Source organism: Acidovorax sp. M14, from assembly GCF_049331375.1.
Lineage (GTDB): Bacteria > Pseudomonadota > Gammaproteobacteria > Burkholderiales > Burkholderiaceae_C > Acidovorax.
The window spans coordinates 2,359,537-2,375,322 of sequence record NZ_CP186263.1; the positions used below are offsets into that span (position 1 = coordinate 2,359,537).

At 66.2% G+C, this 15,786-nt stretch carries 14 protein-coding genes; 6 read left to right on the forward strand and 8 right to left on the reverse strand.

Translation table 11 applies throughout. The features are described from left to right. Positions 1 to 16 precede the first annotated feature (16 nt). Together ACOYR4_RS10805 and ACOYR4_RS10810 are read right to left on the reverse strand one after the other, a co-directional pair. A complete protein-coding gene (locus tag ACOYR4_RS10805; RefSeq protein ID WP_422849515.1) occupies positions 17 to 1,495 on the reverse strand; it encodes an efflux transporter outer membrane subunit in 1,479 nt (492 codons plus the stop codon). A gap of 33 nt (positions 1,496 to 1,528) precedes the next feature. Further along, positions 1,529 to 2,062, reverse strand: coding sequence for a MarR family winged helix-turn-helix transcriptional regulator (locus ACOYR4_RS10810; protein WP_422849516.1), 534 nt, complete (start codon positions 2,060 to 2,062; stop codon positions 1,529 to 1,531). Positions 2,063 to 2,392: 330 nt separating this feature from the next. Between ACOYR4_RS10810 and ACOYR4_RS10815 the strand changes: the two genes are divergently transcribed. Then, positions 2,393 to 3,358, forward strand: coding sequence for a ketopantoate reductase family protein (locus tag ACOYR4_RS10815; protein WP_422849517.1), 966 nt, complete (start codon positions 2,393 to 2,395; stop codon positions 3,356 to 3,358). Between the two features lie 13 nt (positions 3,359 to 3,371). Here ACOYR4_RS10815 and metE read toward each other — a convergent pair whose 3' ends face one another. Next, entirely contained in the window at positions 3,372 to 5,765 is a 2,394-nt protein-coding gene (gene metE / locus ACOYR4_RS10820; protein ID WP_422849518.1) for a 5-methyltetrahydropteroyltriglutamate--homocysteine S-methyltransferase, read from the reverse strand. A 107-nt stretch (positions 5,766 to 5,872) separates the two neighbouring features. Here metE and ACOYR4_RS10825 point away from each other — a divergent pair, with 107 nt between their 5' ends. Further along, positions 5,873 to 6,799, forward strand: coding sequence for a LysR substrate-binding domain-containing protein (locus ACOYR4_RS10825; protein ID WP_422849519.1), 927 nt, complete (start codon positions 5,873 to 5,875; stop codon positions 6,797 to 6,799). Position 6,800: 1 nt separating this feature from the next. Here the strand turns inward: ACOYR4_RS10825 and ACOYR4_RS10830 are convergent, their stop codons facing one another. Then, the gene (locus ACOYR4_RS10830) at positions 6,801 to 7,208 is read right to left on the reverse strand and encodes a nuclear transport factor 2 family protein (RefSeq protein ID WP_295944775.1); all 408 of its coding nucleotides are present in this window, start codon (positions 7,206 to 7,208) and stop codon (positions 6,801 to 6,803) included. 97 nt (positions 7,209 to 7,305) lie between these two features. Here ACOYR4_RS10830 and ACOYR4_RS10835 point away from each other — a divergent pair, with 97 nt between their 5' ends. Both ACOYR4_RS10835 and ACOYR4_RS10840 read left to right on the forward strand, forming a co-directional pair. Then, complete coding sequence (locus ACOYR4_RS10835) at positions 7,306 to 8,172, forward strand: LysR family transcriptional regulator (RefSeq protein ID WP_295944772.1); 867 nt, start codon at positions 7,306 to 7,308, stop codon at positions 8,170 to 8,172. Positions 8,173 to 8,268: 96 nt separating this feature from the next. Then, positions 8,269 to 9,570 (forward strand): M20/M25/M40 family metallo-hydrolase, encoded by a 1,302-nt coding sequence (locus ACOYR4_RS10840; protein ID WP_422849520.1) that lies wholly within the window; start codon positions 8,269 to 8,271, stop codon positions 9,568 to 9,570. A 65-nt stretch (positions 9,571 to 9,635) separates the two neighbouring features. Here ACOYR4_RS10840 and ACOYR4_RS10845 read toward each other — a convergent pair whose 3' ends face one another. The 4 genes from ACOYR4_RS10845 to ACOYR4_RS10860 all read right to left on the reverse strand — a co-directional run bounded on the left by ACOYR4_RS10845 (position 9,636) and on the right by ACOYR4_RS10860 (position 13,234). Then, positions 9,636 to 10,601: a 2-hydroxyacid dehydrogenase gene (locus tag ACOYR4_RS10845; RefSeq protein WP_422849521.1), complete on the reverse strand. Its 966-nt coding sequence runs from the start codon at positions 10,599 to 10,601 to the stop codon at positions 9,636 to 9,638. A gap of 76 nt (positions 10,602 to 10,677) precedes the next feature. Continuing rightward, complete coding sequence (locus ACOYR4_RS10850; protein WP_209819717.1) at positions 10,678 to 11,142, reverse strand: nuclear transport factor 2 family protein; 465 nt, start codon at positions 11,140 to 11,142, stop codon at positions 10,678 to 10,680. Positions 11,143 to 11,301: 159 nt separating this feature from the next. Further along, the gene (gene kdgD, locus ACOYR4_RS10855) at positions 11,302 to 12,213 is read right to left on the reverse strand and encodes a 5-dehydro-4-deoxyglucarate dehydratase (protein ID WP_422849522.1); all 912 of its coding nucleotides are present in this window, start codon (positions 12,211 to 12,213) and stop codon (positions 11,302 to 11,304) included. Positions 12,214 to 12,262: 49 nt separating this feature from the next. After that, entirely contained in the window at positions 12,263 to 13,234 is a 972-nt protein-coding gene (locus tag ACOYR4_RS10860) for a Bug family tripartite tricarboxylate transporter substrate binding protein (protein WP_060984441.1), read from the reverse strand. A gap of 375 nt (positions 13,235 to 13,609) precedes the next feature. Here ACOYR4_RS10860 and ACOYR4_RS10865 point away from each other — a divergent pair, with 375 nt between their 5' ends. After that, the gene (locus tag ACOYR4_RS10865) at positions 13,610 to 14,707 is read left to right on the forward strand and encodes a lactonase family protein (RefSeq protein WP_422849523.1); all 1,098 of its coding nucleotides are present in this window, start codon (positions 13,610 to 13,612) and stop codon (positions 14,705 to 14,707) included. A 38-nt stretch (positions 14,708 to 14,745) separates the two neighbouring features. Continuing rightward, entirely contained in the window at positions 14,746 to 15,738 is a 993-nt protein-coding gene (locus tag ACOYR4_RS10870; protein WP_422849524.1) for a Bug family tripartite tricarboxylate transporter substrate binding protein, read from the forward strand. Positions 15,739 to 15,786: the final 48 nt, after the last annotated feature.

The window sequence follows — 15,786 nt, forward strand, 5'->3', positions numbered from 1 at the left end:
TGGCGTTCTGGGCCGGTCAGTGTGCGGCGGCGGTGTGCAGCACGGCCGTGTCGTCCGTCCAGCCGCCCCCCAGGGCCTTCATCAGCACCAGGCGGGTGTCGAGCTGGCGCGCGCGCAGGTCCACGGCCAGGCGGCGCTGGGCCAGCACCTGGCTTTCGGTGGATAGCACCACCAGGTAGTTGCCCAGGCCCGCGCGGTAGCGCTCCTGCGCAAAGCGGTAGGCCTTTTCAGCACTGGCCACGGCTTCGTCCTGCAAGGCCTGCTGGCGGGTGAGCGACTGGATGGAGGCCACGGCGTCGCCGGCTTCCTTCACCGCATCGAGCACGGCGCCGTTGTACTGGGCGATGGCGGCATCCAGCTCGGCCGCGCGGCCGCCCAGCTGGGCGCGCAGGCGGCCGCCGTCAAAGATCGGCAGGCGCAGTGCGGGTGTCAAGCCCATCTGGCGTGAGCTGCCGTTGAACAGCCGGTCCAGACCCAGCGAGTTCAGGCCGATGAACGCGCCGATGTTGATGTTGGGATAGAACTCGCTGCGCGCGCTGTTCACGCCTTGCGTTGCCGCCTCCACGCGCCAACGGGCGGCCACCACATCGGGACGGCGGCCCAGCAGGTCGGCGCCCAGCACCTCGGGCACGGCGGTGGGTTGCAGGGCTGCAAGGCGGGGCGTGAGCTGGGGCAGGGCATCTGGCGCCTGGCCGGTCAGCACGGCCAGCTGGCGGCGGCCCAGGGTGATCTGTTCGTCCAGCGCTTCGATTTGTGTGCGGGCGTCGGGCACGGCGGCCTGGGCCTGGGTCAGTTCGACCTGGCTGTCCAGGCCTGCGGCGGTGCGCTCTTGCGTGAGCTTGCGTTGTTCTTCACGCTGCTCCAGCGCACGTTGGGCCACGTCGCGCTGGGCCACCAGCCGGGCCAGGGCCACATAGCTGCGGCCCACCTGGGCGGCCAGGGTGTTGGCGGCGGCGGCTGCATCGGCCTGTGCGGCGCGGGCCTGGCCCAGGGCGGCCTGCAGCTCGGCGGCGTGCTGGCCGAAGAAGTCGGGCGACCAGCTCAGTGTGGCTTGCACGGTGCCGCTGTTGTAGGTGTTGCCGGCGATGGGGGCGGGCACCAGCCCGTTGGCGGTGTAGCGCTGGCGGGTGGCGTCCACGCCCAGTGTGGCTTGGGGGCCGTTTGCGGCCTCACGCACCTGGCTCAGGGCCACGGCTTGCTCCAGGCGGGCGCGGCTCACGGCCAGGCTGGGGTTGCCTTGCAGGGCGGTGTCGATCAGGGTGTTGAGCTGCTCGTCACCCAGGGCTTTCCACCACTGGCTGGTGGCCACCACGTCGGTGGTGGCTGCTGTCAGACCAGCGGCGGCCGGGGTGGTTTGCGCCAGCGGGGTGTGTGCGGGGCCAGGGTTGGCGCAGCCCACCAGCAGCAGCGCGGCGGCCAGGGCAACGGCCGACACCGCCAGGTGGGCGGCGAGGGCGGAGCGGGTGGACAGGGGAGTTGGGGCAGTGGCGGTCACGGAAATCTCCAGGGGCAGGGCAACAGGGCGGGATCAACCAGCTGCGGGTTCGGTGGGTGAGGGGGTCTGCTGGCGCAGCGCTTCGCCGTTGGCCAGCATGCGGCGCAGCATGGACAGCAGAAGCTGCCACTCGTCATGGCTGAAGTCGCTGAGGTGGCCGTTGAGCACGTCGGCCAGCACGGGCGGCACCAGGGCTGCAATGCGTTGGCCTTCGGCCGTGAGCTTGAGCTGCACGACGCGGCGGTCCACGATGGAGCGCTCCCGCACCACCAGGCCCTTGGCTTCCATGCGGTCGAGCGACCGGGTCATGGAGGCGGGGTCGGTCTCCAGGTCCCGCGCCAGGGTGGCCACCGTGGCGGTCTCGCACAGCGACAACTTGAACAGCGGCAGCCACTGGGCGTACGTCAGGTCGTGCAACGACAGCTGGGCATCGGCCTGCGTGCGGATGGACGACATCACCTTGCGCATCAGGTAGCCGACGCTGTTTTCGGGCACCAGCTTGCTGGGGTCGTAGTGCTCGGCGTTGTAGAACGCGGGGGCTTGGCTGGGTTTGGGGGGGGCTGACATGGGTGAGGAATTTAATTGACTAGACAATTATTGTCTTTGCATTGATTAAATTCCTGACACCGAAAAGGGGCCTTTGGGCTGGGGCGGGGCCCACGGACGGGGTGTAACGGATGGCGGTTTGCGGTGCCGGAATTCGCGCATGCAACCGAAGCGCGCCCCTGCGATCAATCTCACGTACAGTCAATTTGCTACGTATTTGATAGCTTTCGAGGCATGTTCGACTAGCGCATCAATCCAAAAAGCCTTGATATTTGGAGCTCAGGCCGCCACCGATATAGTGGGGCGCCTCGCTGTTCGACCCTTCCGTACCTTGCTCACCGGGACACCGCCATGACCGCTGCCGCTGATTCCTCTGTCTCCCTGCCCACCGCCTCGGACATTTCCCCGCCCTTGCGTTTTGCTGTGATGGGCGCGGGCGCCGTGGGCTGCTACTTTGGTGCCCTGCTGGCCCGCGCGGGCCATGCCGTCACGCTCATCGGGCGGCCCGCCCATGTGCTGGCGGTGCGCGACAACGGGTTGCGGCTGCAGACCGCAGCGATGGATGTGCAGGTGCCCCTGGCAGCCAGCACCGAGGCCAGCGCCGTGCACGGCGCGGACGTGGTGCTGTTCTGCGTGAAGTCGTCCGACTCGGAAGACGCCGCGCAGCAGATTCGCCCCCACCTGGCGCCCGGGGCGCTGGTGTTGACCTTGCAGAACGGCGTGGACAACGACGAGCGCGTGCGGGCGGTGCTGGACGCCAGCATCCCCGTGGCCGCTGCCGTGGTGTATGTCGCCACCGCCATGGGGGGCCCGGGGCATGTGGTGCACCACGGCCGGGGCGAGCTGGTGATTGCGCCTTCGCCGCGCAGCGACGAGGTGGCCCGGCAGTTGACGGCAGCGGGCATTCCCACCCAGGTGTCAGACAACGTGCGTGGCGCGCTCTGGGCCAAGCTGGTGCTCAACAGCGCCTACAACGCGCTGTCGGCCCTGTCGCAACAGCCCTATGGCCCGCTGGTGCAGGTGCCCGGCGTGACGCAGGTGATTGCCGACATCGTGGCCGAATGTCTGGAGGTGGCTGCGGCCGATGGGGTGACGATTCCGGGCGATGTGCAGGCGGCGGTGCGTGGCATTGCCAGCACCATGCCCAGCCAGTATTCGTCCACCGCGCAGGACCTGGCGCGGGGCAAACCCACCGAGATCGACCACCTGAACGGTTATGTGGTCAAGCGCGGCGCCGCATTGGGGGTGCCGACGCCGCTGAACCACGCGCTGCAGGTGCTGGTCAAGTTGGCCGAGATCAAGCGCGCTGCAGGCTGATTTTCGGACGCGGTCAGGCCAGAGCCGATTCTTCCAGCAACCGCTCACGCACGGCCTGCGCGGCCTGCACCATGTGGCGCAGGGCGGCTTCCGTCTCGGGCCAGCCCCGGGTCTTGAGGCCGCAGTCGGGGTTCACCCACAGGTGCTCCACGGGCACGACCTCGGCGGCTTTCTCTAGCAGCGCGGCCATCTCCTGCACGCCGGGCACGCGGGGCGAGTGGATGTCGTACACGCCGGGGCCGATCTCGTTGGGGTAGCGGAAATCACCAAACCCCTGCAGCAGCTCCATGTCCGAGCGGCTCGTTTCAATCGTGATCACATCGGCATCCATGGCCGCGATGGCGGGCAGGATGTCGTTGAACTCGCTGTAGCACATGTGGGTGTGGATCTGCGTGTCGTTGCGCACGCCGCTGGCACTGATGCGGAAGGCGCGGGTGGCGCGGTCGAGGTAGCTCTTCCACCCCGCGCGGCGCAGCGGCAGCCCCTCGCGGATGGCGGGCTCGTCGATCTGGATGATGGCGATGCCTGCGGCCTCCAGGTCGCACACCTCGTCGCGGATGGCCCAGGCGATCTGGTCGGCCGTGGTGGCGCGAGGCTGGTCGTCGCGCACAAAGCTCCATTGCAGGATGGTGATGGGGCCGGTGAGCATGCCCTTCATGGGCTTGGTGGTCAGGCTCTGCGCGTATTGCGTCCAGGCCACCGTCATGGGCGTGGGGCGGGCCACATCGCCGTAGATGATGGGCGGTTTCACGCAGCGCGAGCCATAGCTTTGCACCCAGCCGTTGGCGGTGAAGGCAAAGCCGTCGAGCTGTTCGCCAAAGTATTCGACCATGTCGTTGCGCTCGGCTTCGCCGTGCACCAGCACGTCAATGCCCAACGCTTCCTGCTTGCGCACGGCCAGGGCAATTTCGGCTTCCATCTTTTGTTGGTAGTGCGCTGCATCCAGCGCCCCGCGCTTGAAGGCGGCGCGGGCTGCGCGGATCTCTGCCGTCTGTGGAAACGAGCCGATGGTGGTGGTGGGTAGCAGCGGCAGCTTGAGCCGCGCACGCTGGGCCTTTTGCCTGGCGGGGAAGGCGCTGGCGCGCTGGTCGGCGCCCGGCGCGGCGGCAGCAATGCGGGCCGCCACGGTGGCGCGGTGCACACGCGGGCTGGCGCGGCGCGCGGCCAGGGCGGTGCGGGCGGCGTGCAGTTCGTCGTCCACGGCCGCCTCGCCTTGCGACAAGGCGGTGGACAGCACGCGCAGTTCGTCCAGCTTTTCCTCCGCAAACGCCAGCCAGGACTTCACCTCGGCATCGAGTTGCGTTTCGGCCTGCAGACTGAACGGCACATGCAGCAGCGAGCACGACGGCGCCAGCCACAGCTCGCCCTGGTGCTTGTCAGCCACAGGGCGCAGCTTTTGCAGCGCCGCATCCAGGTCGGTGCGCCAGATGTTGCGGCCGTCCACGATGCCCACCGACAGCACCTTGTGCGAGGGCAGCCAGTCCGCCACGCCCACCAGCTCGTCGGGTGCGCGCACGGCATCCACATGCAACCCGGCCACGGGCAGCTGGCAGGCCAGGCGCAGGTTTTCGGCCAGGGGCGAGAAGTACGTGGCCAGCAGCAGCTTGGGCGCGCTGCGGGCCAGCTGCCAGTAGCTGGGCTCGAACGCATGGCGCCAGGTGTCGGGCAGGTCCAGGCCCAGGATGGGCTCGTCGATCTGCACCCATTCCACACCCTGGGCCTTTAGGCGCGCCAGCACGGTTTCGTACACGGGCAGCAGGGATTCCAGCAGGCTGAAGCGGTCAAAGCCCGCCGCCTTGGATTTGCCCAGCCACAAGAAGCTCAGCGGCCCCAGCAGCACGGCTTTGACGCGGTGGCCCAGTGCCTGGGCCTCGGCCACCTCGGCAAACAGGCGCTCGCTGGCCAGGTGGAACTGGGTGTGGGCGCTGAACTCGGGCACGAGGTAGTGGTAGTTGGTGTCAAACCACTTGGTCATCTCCAGTGCGGGCTGGCCTGCGGTGTGGTGCGTAGCCTGGCAACCGGCGCTGCAACCCTGGTGGTCGTCGGCGGCCTTGGCCGACACGCCCCGCGCCATCGCAAAGTAGCGGGCCAGCTCGGGCGCGTGGGCATCAAAGCCAAAACGCGCAGGCTCGCAGCCCAGCAGCTGGATGTGGTTGGCCACATGGTCGTACAGCGCAAAGTCGCCCACGGTCACAAAGCCGAGGCCCGCATCGGCCTGCGCCTGCCAGTGCAACTGGCGCAACTGGGCGGCCGTGGCCTGCAGATCGGCTTCGGTGCTGTCGCCGCGCCAGAAGGATTCGAGTGCGAATTTCAGCGCGCGCTGCGCCCCCATGCGCGGAAAGCCCAGGGTGTGCGTGAGCACGGGGCGGCGGGTGGCGGCTGTTACGGCGACTGCGGCGAGCGACATGGTGATTTCCTTCTTCTGAATGGAGCAAAGCAATGAAGCACCGATGGTCGCGCGGGCTCTTTTATTATTCAAACGAAAGTTTTAGTCGATCAACTTGAAAATTAATAATGAACCAGTCGATCCTGGAAGTGCGTCACCTGCGCACGCTGGTGGCCCTGCGCGACAGCGGCAGCCTGGTGCGGGCCGCGCAGTTGCTCAACCTCACGCAGTCGGCGCTGTCGCACCAGATCAAGCTGTTGGAAGACCGCTACGGCCAGCCGCTGTTCGAGCGCAAATCGGTGCCGCCCCAGTTCACCGCCGTGGGCGAACGCCTGCTGGCGCTGGCCGATGCCGTGCTGCCGCAGGTGGAAGGGGCCGAGCGCGACATCGCCCGGCTGGTGCTGGGGCAGGGCGGACAGATGCGCATTGCGGTGGAATGCCACACCTGCTTTGACTGGCTGATGCCCGCCATGGACGCCTTTCGCACCCGCTGGCCCGAGGTGGAGCTGGACATCGTGAGCGGCTTTCACGCCGACCCTGTAGGCCTGTTGCACCAGGGCCGGGCCGATGTGGCCATCGTGTCGGAGGTGGATGGTGACGAGGCGGGCGTGGACTACCACGCGCTGTTTGGCTTTGAAATCCGCGCGCTGCTGGCCAAAACGCACCCGCTGGTGGCCAAACCGCACCTCGTGGCGCAGGACTTTGCCGACCAGACCATCATCACCTACCCCGTGCCCGACGAAATGCTGGACCTGATCCGCCAGGTGCTGGAGCCCGCCGGTGTACGCCCCCCACGCCGCACCACCGAGCTGACGGTGGCCATGCTGCAGCTGGTGGCCAGCGGGCGCGGCGTGGCGGCGCTGCCGCTGTGGGCAGTGCAGAGTTACCTGGACCGGGGGTATGTGACGGCGCGGCCCATTGGAGAAAAAGGCCTGCGCGGCGAGCTGCACGCCGCGTGCCTGCCCAGCCTGTCTGCCAAGCCGTACCTGCAGGACTTTGTTCAGGTGACGCGCGAGACGAGCTTTGTGACGCTCAAGGGCGTAGAACTTTTGTAGCCTAGTCCGGCGCGTACTTGTCGCCCACCTCTTCGCGCAGTGGGTGGGTGTCGTAGACGATGTTCATGTCGCGGATGCGCGTGCTGCCCGCGTCGAACGTGAACACGTCCACGCAGGTGAAGGTCACCTCGCGGCCGTCGTTCAAGGTCCAGTCGTAGCGGAAGTAGGCCGCCACGCGCACCGATCCATCCCGGCTGGGCTGCGCGGAGGCAAACAGATCCAGCACCGTGATCACGCTGCCGCTGGAGGCCTGGGCGAGCTTTTGGAAGAAGTCGCTCGCACGCATGGTGCCCAGAAAGGGCGAATGCACCACGCCATCGTCTTCAAAGCAGGCGATCAGCCCCTCGGTATGGCTGGCGTGCAGGTGGGCGAGGTAGGTGCGGACGGTGTTGATGGGGGTAGGGCTCATATGCGGCGTTGCAAAGGTCGTGGAGTGGAGTGCGTAGCTTCGCCAAGTCCGCGCCGTGCGACAAGAGACAATGGAGGCTTATACATAAAAGGTGTTTATGTATCTGCGCTATCTGCAATACCTCCATGCGATCGTCGAAAAAGGCTCGTTTGCCTTGGCGGCAAATGCCTGCGGCGTGTCGCAGCCCGCGATCAGCCATGGCATGAAAGCACTGCAAGCCCACTTTGCACAGCCCTTGCTGGTGCGTGAAGGGCGCCGCTATGTGGCCACCGACCTCGCCCGTGCCGTGGCCGCGCAGGCACTGCCGCTGGCACAGGGGGTGGAGGCGCTGCCCCGCGCTTCGGTGGCTGCGTCAGACCGACATCGGCTGCGGGTGGGGCTCACGTCTTCAGCAGCGCTGGTCTGCGGCCCGCTGCTGTATGCCAGCTGGTGTTTGCCCAACGCCCGGCGCTCCCTGGAGATGGCGACGGCCGATGAGGGCAGCCTGCTGGAAGGCCTGCTGCAGCGGCGCTTTGATGCGGTCATCGCACCCAAGCCGCGCAAGTTTGCGCACCCCGACGTGGTGGAGCGGCCCCTGTACGAGCTGCATCCCCAGGTCTATGCGCGCAAAGGCCACCCTCTGGCCCGGGCCCAGTCGCTGGTGCAACTGCAGGGTGCTGCGTGGGCCTGTGTGGGGCCCAGTGTCAGCGGGCCGGTGGATGTGTTGACGGAAGCGCACCGCGTGCGCCGCATGCCCGCCCCCAAAATGTCCGTGCGCTGCCCCGACTTTGCCAGCCTGCTGCACCTGGTGGCGCAGTCCGACCTGCTGGCTGTTGTGCCGCACCCAGCGTTGCTGGGCGGTGCGTCTGCGCTGGTGGCGCCCCTGCGGCTGGCGGAATCCCTGCCGCTGTATGGCATGTGGCTGTTTGAACCCAGGGGCCGCAAGTCGCGACTGGGCCCCGAGGTGTTTGCGCCAGCAGGATGAGTCTGGTTGAAATATTGCAGAAAAACTTGTTGTTTGAAATCGACGTTGCAAGACTCCATAATCGCTTCCCTCATCCCTTCACCGAGCCTTTGCACCATGCACCACTCGCCGCGCCGCCCGCATTCAGCCCCTTCTTTTGTCCGCCCCCTGATGGCCTCGCTGGCGCTGGCATTTGCCGCCGCCGTGGCCCACGCTGCGCCGGTGGTTGATGTCCATGCGCTGGCCCAGAAGGAGCAGCAGCCGCTGCTCGACACCCTGCGTGACCTGGTGCATATCGAGTCGGGCAGCAAGGACATCGAAGGCCTGAACCAGATCGCCGAGCGCATTGCCAGCCAGCTCAAGCAATTGGGCGGCACGGTGGACGTGCTGCAGACCAGCGATATCTACCGCCTCGACGATACCCCCGAGAAGGTGGGCCCTGCTGTGCAGGCCGTGTTCAAGGGCACGGGCAGCAAGAAGATCATGCTCATCGCGCACATGGACACTGTGTACCTGAAAGGCATGCTCAAAGGCCAGCCGTTCCGCATCGATGGCGACAAGGCCTATGGCCTTGGCATCTCGGACGACAAGCAGGGCATCGCGCTCATCATCCACACCGTGGCCTTGCTGCAAAAGCTCAACTTCAAGGACTACGGCACGCTCACCGTGCTGATCAACGGCGACGAAGAAATCAGCTCGCCCGGCTGGCGCAGCACCATCACCCGCGTGGCGGCTGAGCAAGATGTGGTGTTGTCGTTCGAAGGTGGCGGCACCGACGGAACGCTGCGCCTGGCCACCAGCGGCATTGGGGCGGCCTACCTCACGGTGCAGGGGAAGGCGTCGCACGCTGGGGCCAAGCCCGAAGACGGCGTGAACGCGCTGTACGAGCTGTCGCACCAGCTGCTGCAGATGAAGGATTTGTCCAAGACCGACGAAGGGCTCAAGCTGAACTGGACGGTGTCGAAGGCCGGCACCAACCGCAATGTGATTCCGGCCGAGGCCACGGCCCAGGCGGATGCGCGTGCGCTGCGTGTGGCGGACTTTGACGGGCTGGAGAAGAGCCTGCAAGAGAAGGTCAAGAGCAAGTTGCTGCCCGCATCCAAGGTGGATGTGAAGTTTGAAGTGCGCCGCCCGCCGCTGGAGGCCAGCGACGCATCCCGCCGCGTGGCGGGTTACGGCAAGGTCATTTACCAGGAGCTGGGCATGTCGCTCAATGTGGTGGAGAAAGCCACCGGCGGCGGCACCGACGCAGCGTTTGCGGCGCTCAAGACCAAGGGCGCGGTGGTGGAGGGCATGGGCCTGTCGGGCTACGGCGCGCACTCCAACGATGCGGAGTACGTGCAGATCAACACCATCGTGCCGCGCCTGTACCTGGCCACGCGCATGATCATGGACATCTCGCGCGACCGCGTGAAGTGACGCGCTGAACTGCCCCACGCCCTCCCTGTGAGGGCAGCTGCGTTACACAGGGCGCCGTGGCGGGCTCAAGCGCCCGGCGTGCCTGGCACCGGCGTGCGCACGGTGCCCGTCGCAAAGAAGGATGCCAGGTTCTCCAGCACCAGGTCTGCCATGGCGCGGCGGGTTTCGTGGGTGGCGCTGGCGGTGTGCGGGGTCAGCACCACGTTGTCCAGCGCCATCAGCGCGGCGGGCACGCTGGGTTCGTTCTCAAACACGTCCAGCCCGGCGCCGGCAATGCGGCGCTCGGTCAGCGCATCGATCAGTGCCGCCTCGTCCACCACAGTGCCACGCGCCACATTGATGAGAAATCCGTTGGGGCCCAAGGCCTCCAGCACATCGCGGTTAACGAGGTGGCGCGTTGCGGCGCCACCTGCAACGGTGAGCACGAGGTAGTCGGCCCACTGCGCCAGCGCGGTCACCGACTCGAAGTACGGCAGTGCGCATTCCTGCGCCGGGCGGCGGTTGTGGTACCCCACCTCCATGCGAAAGCCGCTCGCACGCTCGGCCACGGCCTGCCCGATGCGGCCCATGCCCACGATGCCCAGCCGCTTGCCGGACACGCGGGTGCCCAGTGCGTATCTGGCCTTCGGCCATTCACCACGGCGCAGAAAACGGTCGCTGGCGGCCACGTGGCGTGACACATCCAGCATCAGCGCGAACGCCATGTCGGCCACACAGTCGTTGAGCACGCCGGGTGTGTAGCCCACCTGCACACCACGGGCCTTGGCTGCATCGATGTCCAGCGCATCAAAACCCACGCCAAAACTGCTGATGACCCGAAGGTTGGGCAATGCCGCAATGACTTCGCCCTTGAGGCCGATGGCTGCGGTGGTCACCACCCCCATGAACTCCGCACCGTGCGACGCCAGAAAAGCCGCCGGATCGGTCTGGTCGGCCAGGCAGGCGACGCTGTAACGGGCAGCCAGTTCGGCTTCCAGTGCGGGAAGGGGCAGGCGGCCGATTTGCAGGATGCGATGGGGAGTCGTGGTCATGGTTTCGTGGGGCAACAGTGCCAAAAAATGCAAGGGGCGGCACACGGCGGCACACAGCCGCCCCGATGCGCCTACATCATGCCGCGACGCGCACGGCCTGGCGCGCCAGCAGCTTCCACTGGCCCCCTTGCTGTTGCCACACGCCCAGGATCTTGATCTGCACCTTGCCGGGCTTGCCCGAGTCGTTGGTGTCGGCCGTGAGGGTGTGGCGCACGATGGCGGTGTTGCCCACTACCTTGATGGTCTGGTCGGTGATGGCAATGGTCACGAAGTCGGACTTGCCGGCGATCAGGTCGCCGATAAAGCTGTCCTTGGTGTCCACGCGGCCCCCCGAGTGGCCGTAGCTCAGGTCGTCGGCCACCAAGGCCGTCAGCGCCGCAGGCGTGGGGTCGATCATGGCCACACGCAGCTTTTCTGCGGCGGCTGCCACCGCTTGCTCGGCCGATGCCGAGGAGCCGGTGGCTGCAGCGCCGGTGGCGCAACCTGCGAGCGCGGCAAGGGTGACGGCGGCGGCTGCGGCCAGAATGATTTGCTTGAACATCTTGTCTGTCTCCGTTGATGTGTTGATGGTTGTGGAATGGGCGTGCCAGGACTGCCCCCGGACCTGTGCACGGCCGGGCCCGGGGTGTTGGTTTTCACTGGGGAAAAAAACGAGGGCCTGGAGAACCAGGCCCTGAGCAGGCCTTGAACCCGCTGGTTCTTACTGCGGCCCGAGCTTGTCAATCAGCGCCTTGAGCTCTTCCATCTCGCTGGGCTTCAAGTCCACCAGCGGCGCCCGTACCGGTCCGCCGTCATGGCCCACGATGCGTGCCCCTGCCTTGATGATCGACACGCCATAGCCCTCCACCCGGTTGCGGATGGCCAGGTACGGCATGAAGAACGACTTGAGCAGCCGGTGCTGCGTGGCTGTGTCATCGCTGGCCACCGCCTTGTAGAACTCCATCGCCGTCTTGGGGATGAAGTTGAACACCGCCGACGAATACACCGGCGTGCCCAGCGCCTTGTAGGCCGCCGCATACACCTCGGCCGTGGGCAGGCCGCCCAGGTACGAGAAACGGTCCCCCAGCTTCATGTAAATGGAAGACATGGTCTCGATATTGCCCACCCCGTCCTTGAACCCCACCAGGTTCGGACAACGCTCGGCCAGGATGGCCAGGGACTCGGCCGTGAGCTTGGTGCGGTCACGGTTGTAGACGATCACACCGAACTTCACGCTCTTGCAGACCTGCTCCACATGGGCGATCAGACCTTCCTGACCCGCCTCGGTCAGGTAATGCGGCAGCAGCAGGATGCCGTGGGCACCCAAACGCTCGGCCTCCTGCGCGTGGGCAATGGCCGTGCGGGTGGGGCCACCGGCGCCGGCAATGATCGGCACCTTGCCCCGGCAGGTCTCTACCGCCGTCTTGATGACCTCGCTGTACTCGGGGCCTGAGAGCGAGAAGTACTCCCCCGTGCCGCCAGCGGCAAACAGAGCACTGGCGCCATAAGGGGCGAGCCACTCCAGGCGCTCGATGTAGGTCTTGGGGCGGAAGTTGCCTTGCTCGTCGAAGTCGGTGATGGGGAACGAGAGCAGGCCGGAGCCCATGATGGTTTTGAGTTCTTGAGGGGTCATGATCAGTGCAGCGGGAGAGAAATGTGAATGAAACGGGTGTGCTTGGCGCTCAGTCGAGCTTGATGTTGGCGGCCTTCACCACGCTGGCCCAGCGCGCGCGTTCTTTGGCGAAGAACTGGTCCTGTTCGGTAGAGGTCATGGTCACCACTTCGGCGCCTTGGCCGGCCAGGCGCGAGCGGATCTCGGGCGCGCGGATGGCGGTGATGAGCGCCTTGTTGAGCTTTTGCACCACGGCATCGGGCGTGCCGCGTGGCAGCAGCACGCCTTGCCAGGTGCCGGATTCGTAGCCCGCTACGCCTTGCTCTGCAATGGTGGGCACGTCACCGATCAGCGGCATGCGGGTGGACTTGGACACGCCCAGCACCTTGAGCTTGCCGTTCTGCACCTGGGGCAGGGTGGCCAGCATGCCGTTCATCAGCACCTGGGTCTGGCCTGCCACGGTGTCCTGGATGGCGGTGACGCCGCCCTTGTAGGGGATGTACTGCCAGCGGGCGCCGCTGGCGCGCTCCAGCGCAACACCCGCCAGATGGGGCGCGCTGCCGGTGGCCGTCACGGCAAAGTTGAGCTCGTTCTTCTTGGAGTAGGCGATCAGCTCCTTGAGGTTGTTCACCGGCACCGAGGGGTGCACCACCAGCAGGTGGGGCGAATAGGCCAGCATGGTCACACCGCGCAGGTCTTTGGACGGGTCGAACGACAGCTTGGTGTAGACCGAGGGGCTGATGGCCAGTGCGCCCACATCGCACAGCAGCATGGTGTAGCCATCGGGCTCGGCCTTGGCCACAAAGTCAGCGCCCAGGTTGCCGTTGGCGCCGGGCTTGTTTTCGACGATCACGCTTTGCTTGAGCGACTCGGACAGCGCCTGGCTGATGGAGCGCGCAATGATGTCCGAGCTGCCGCCTGGCGGGTAGGGCACCACGATGCGCAGGGTCTTGGTGGGCCAGTCGGCGGTCTGGGCCGTGGCAGATGCCGCAGCCAGGGCGGCGGTACAGGCCAGAAGAATTGCGCGACGTTGCAGGCTCATGGAAGGTCTCCGTGTGTTTGTGTTGTTAGTCATCGTACAACTAGGCTCGAAAAAACACAATCCCTTGCTCGTGGGTTGTGGGCATATTCAACGGAATTTCAGGGTTTGTACTGAGATTTTTGAGTTGTAGATCGCTGGGAAAGGCCAATGGGCGGGCGTTTTAGTCCATGCATCACTTCGGGTAATCCCTTTCTTCATCCCCATCTTTCCTGGGTCAGAATGCCAACCTTGTTGTATGACGACATATCACAAATGAGCAATACCCAGCGGTTTCGCCACCCTCCAAGTGGCCTCCAGCAAGGCAGCGAAACCCCAGCAACCACGATGGCCAGCGCGCTTCGCAGCCGCCGTGCGGCCACTCTCAAAGGACATTGCATGACCCTCCCATTCCGCATCCATCGCCGGGCCGCGCCCGTGGCGCTGGCCTTCGCTGCCGTGTTGGGCGCCCAGGCGGCGCAGGCCGCCACGTGGGTGTACGTGGCCAACGCAGACAGCGAGGATGTCTCGGTGCTGGAGCTGGACCGCGCCGCCGGAACGCTCAAGCCCGTGGACACCACTGCAGTGGGGGGCACCGCCATGCCCATGGCTGTCAGCCCGGACAAACGCGTGCTCTATGTGGCGCTGCGCTCGCATCCGTTTCGGGTGGTCAGCCTGGCCATTGACCCGGCCAGCGGCAAGCTGCGCAAGCTGGGAGAGGCGCCGCTGGCCGACAGCATGGCCAATATCGACACCGACGCCACCGGGCGCTGGCTGTTTGCGGCCTCCTACCCCGGCCACAAGATCACGGTCAACAGCATTGGCAAGGACGGTGTCGTGGGAGCGGTGCAGCAGCTCATCCCCACCGCCCCCAACGCGCACGCCATCCACGCGGACGCCGCCAACCGCTATGTCTTGGCGACCAGCCTGGGTGGCGACCACCTGTCGGCCTGGAAGTTCGATGCCGAGACGGGCAAGCTCGCTGCCCACGAGCCCGCGTTGACCCCAGTGGCTCCCGAAAAATCCGGCCCCCGCCACTTTGTCTGGAGCCACGACCAGCGCCACCTGTACCTGTTGGACGAACTGGATGCAGCCGTGCATGTGATGGCCTACGACAAGGAACGCGGCACCCTGCGCCCGCTGCAGCGCACCACCACATTGCCAGCAGGTTTTACCGGCAAGCCCTGGGCCGCCGACATTCACCTGTCGCCCGACGGCCGCACGCTGTATGCGTCCGAGCGCACCTCCAGCACGCTGAGCACCTTTCGCGTCGATGCCGCCACCGGGCAGCTGCAACCGCTGGGGCAGGTGCCCACCGAAAAGACGCCGCGCGGTTTTGCGGTGGACGCGTCAGGTCGCTTCCTGATTGCCGCGGGGCAGGATTCACACCACGTCGCCCTGCACCCCATCGACGCAGCCACGGGTCTGCCCGGCGCACCCACCCGCGTTCCAGTGGGCAAGAACCCCAACTGGATCGAGATCGTCGACATGCCCTGAGATCACCCCTTTTTTCATTACCCCAAGGAGACAAACACATGCAACGCAGAACCCTGGTCCAATCCGCCGCCCTGGCAGCCGCAGGCGCGCTGATGGCGCTGCCCGCCACGGCCCAGACCACCTGGCCCACAGGCAAGCCCATCAGCTACGTGGTGCCCTTTGCCGCCGGTGGCACCACCGACACCCTGGCCCGCCTGATCGGCCAGCAACTGGGCACAGCCCTGGGCACCACGGTGGTGGTGGAGAACAAGGGTGGCGCCGCAGGCAGCATCGGTTCGGAGGCGGCCGCGCGCTCGGCCCCGGACGGCTACACGCTGCTGGGCGGTACCGTCAGCTCGCATGCCATCAACATCAGCCTGTACCCCAAGCTGGGCTACGACCCCATCAAGTCGTTCAGCCCCGTCACGCTGATCGGCACCAACCCGGTGGTGCTGGTGGTGTCCGCCGCCAGTCCCTACAAAACCCTGAAGGACGTGCTGACGGCCGCCAAGGGCAAGCAGGGCGGCCTGTCGTCTGCGTCGGCTGGCACGGGCAGCTCACAGCATCTGGCAGTGGAACTGCTGGCCTACAAGTCGGGCGTGAAGTTCACGCACATTCCCTACAAGGGCAGCGGCCCCGCCATCCAGGACGTGATCAGCGGCCAAGTGGACATGATGTTTGACACCACGGTGGTGGCTGCACCGCACATTCAAAGCGGCAAGCTGCGCGCCATCGCCGTCACGTCGCCCAAGCGTCTGGCCTCCATGCCCGACGTGCCCACGGTGGCGGAGTCGGGTGTGGCCGAACTCAAGGACTTCGAGGTGCAGTCCTGGCAGGCGATTTTTGTGCCGGCGGGTACGCCCACCCCGGTGGTGAGCCGCCTGCACGACGAGATCCGCAAGATCCTCGCCCAGCCCGACATGCAGACCCGCCTCAAGGGGTTTGGCATGGAGCCGGCTGACATGAGCGTGGCCCAGATCGCCACGTTCCAGAAAGCCGAAGTGGACAAGTGGGCGCAGGTCATCAAGGCGGCCAACATCAAGGTGGACTGATCGTCCGCTGACCCCTTTTGCTCCCTGTAAAGACTTGGCGGAACAGCC

What these genes read in the sequence shown, in the direction of transcription:
- metE (WP_422849518.1), bottom strand. Translation starts at nt 5,765, where the DNA reads ATGTCGCTCGCCGCAGTCGCCGTAACAGCCGCCACCCGCCGCCCCGTG.
- ACOYR4_RS10860 (WP_060984441.1), bottom strand. Translation starts at nt 13,234, where the DNA reads ATGAGCCTGCAACGTCGCGCAATTCTTCTGGCCTGTACCGCCGCCCTG.
- ACOYR4_RS10845 (WP_422849521.1), bottom strand. Translation starts at nt 10,601, where the DNA reads ATGACCACGACTCCCCATCGCATCCTGCAAATCGGCCGCCTGCCCCTT.
- ACOYR4_RS10825 (WP_422849519.1), top strand. Translation starts at nt 5,873, where the DNA reads ATGAACCAGTCGATCCTGGAAGTGCGTCACCTGCGCACGCTGGTGGCC.
- ACOYR4_RS10865 (WP_422849523.1), top strand. Translation starts at nt 13,610, where the DNA reads ATGACCCTCCCATTCCGCATCCATCGCCGGGCCGCGCCCGTGGCGCTG.
- ACOYR4_RS10870 (WP_422849524.1), top strand. Translation starts at nt 14,746, where the DNA reads ATGCAACGCAGAACCCTGGTCCAATCCGCCGCCCTGGCAGCCGCAGGC.
- ACOYR4_RS10815 (WP_422849517.1), top strand. Translation starts at nt 2,393, where the DNA reads ATGACCGCTGCCGCTGATTCCTCTGTCTCCCTGCCCACCGCCTCGGAC.
- ACOYR4_RS10810 (WP_422849516.1), bottom strand. Translation starts at nt 2,062, where the DNA reads ATGTCAGCCCCCCCCAAACCCAGCCAAGCCCCCGCGTTCTACAACGCC.
- kdgD (WP_422849522.1), bottom strand. Translation starts at nt 12,213, where the DNA reads ATGACCCCTCAAGAACTCAAAACCATCATGGGCTCCGGCCTGCTCTCG.
- ACOYR4_RS10840 (WP_422849520.1), top strand. Translation starts at nt 8,269, where the DNA reads ATGCACCACTCGCCGCGCCGCCCGCATTCAGCCCCTTCTTTTGTCCGC.
- ACOYR4_RS10830 (WP_295944775.1), bottom strand. Translation starts at nt 7,208, where the DNA reads ATGAGCCCTACCCCCATCAACACCGTCCGCACCTACCTCGCCCACCTG.
- ACOYR4_RS10835 (WP_295944772.1), top strand. Translation starts at nt 7,306, where the DNA reads ATGTATCTGCGCTATCTGCAATACCTCCATGCGATCGTCGAAAAAGGC.
- ACOYR4_RS10850 (WP_209819717.1), bottom strand. Translation starts at nt 11,142, where the DNA reads ATGTTCAAGCAAATCATTCTGGCCGCAGCCGCCGCCGTCACCCTTGCC.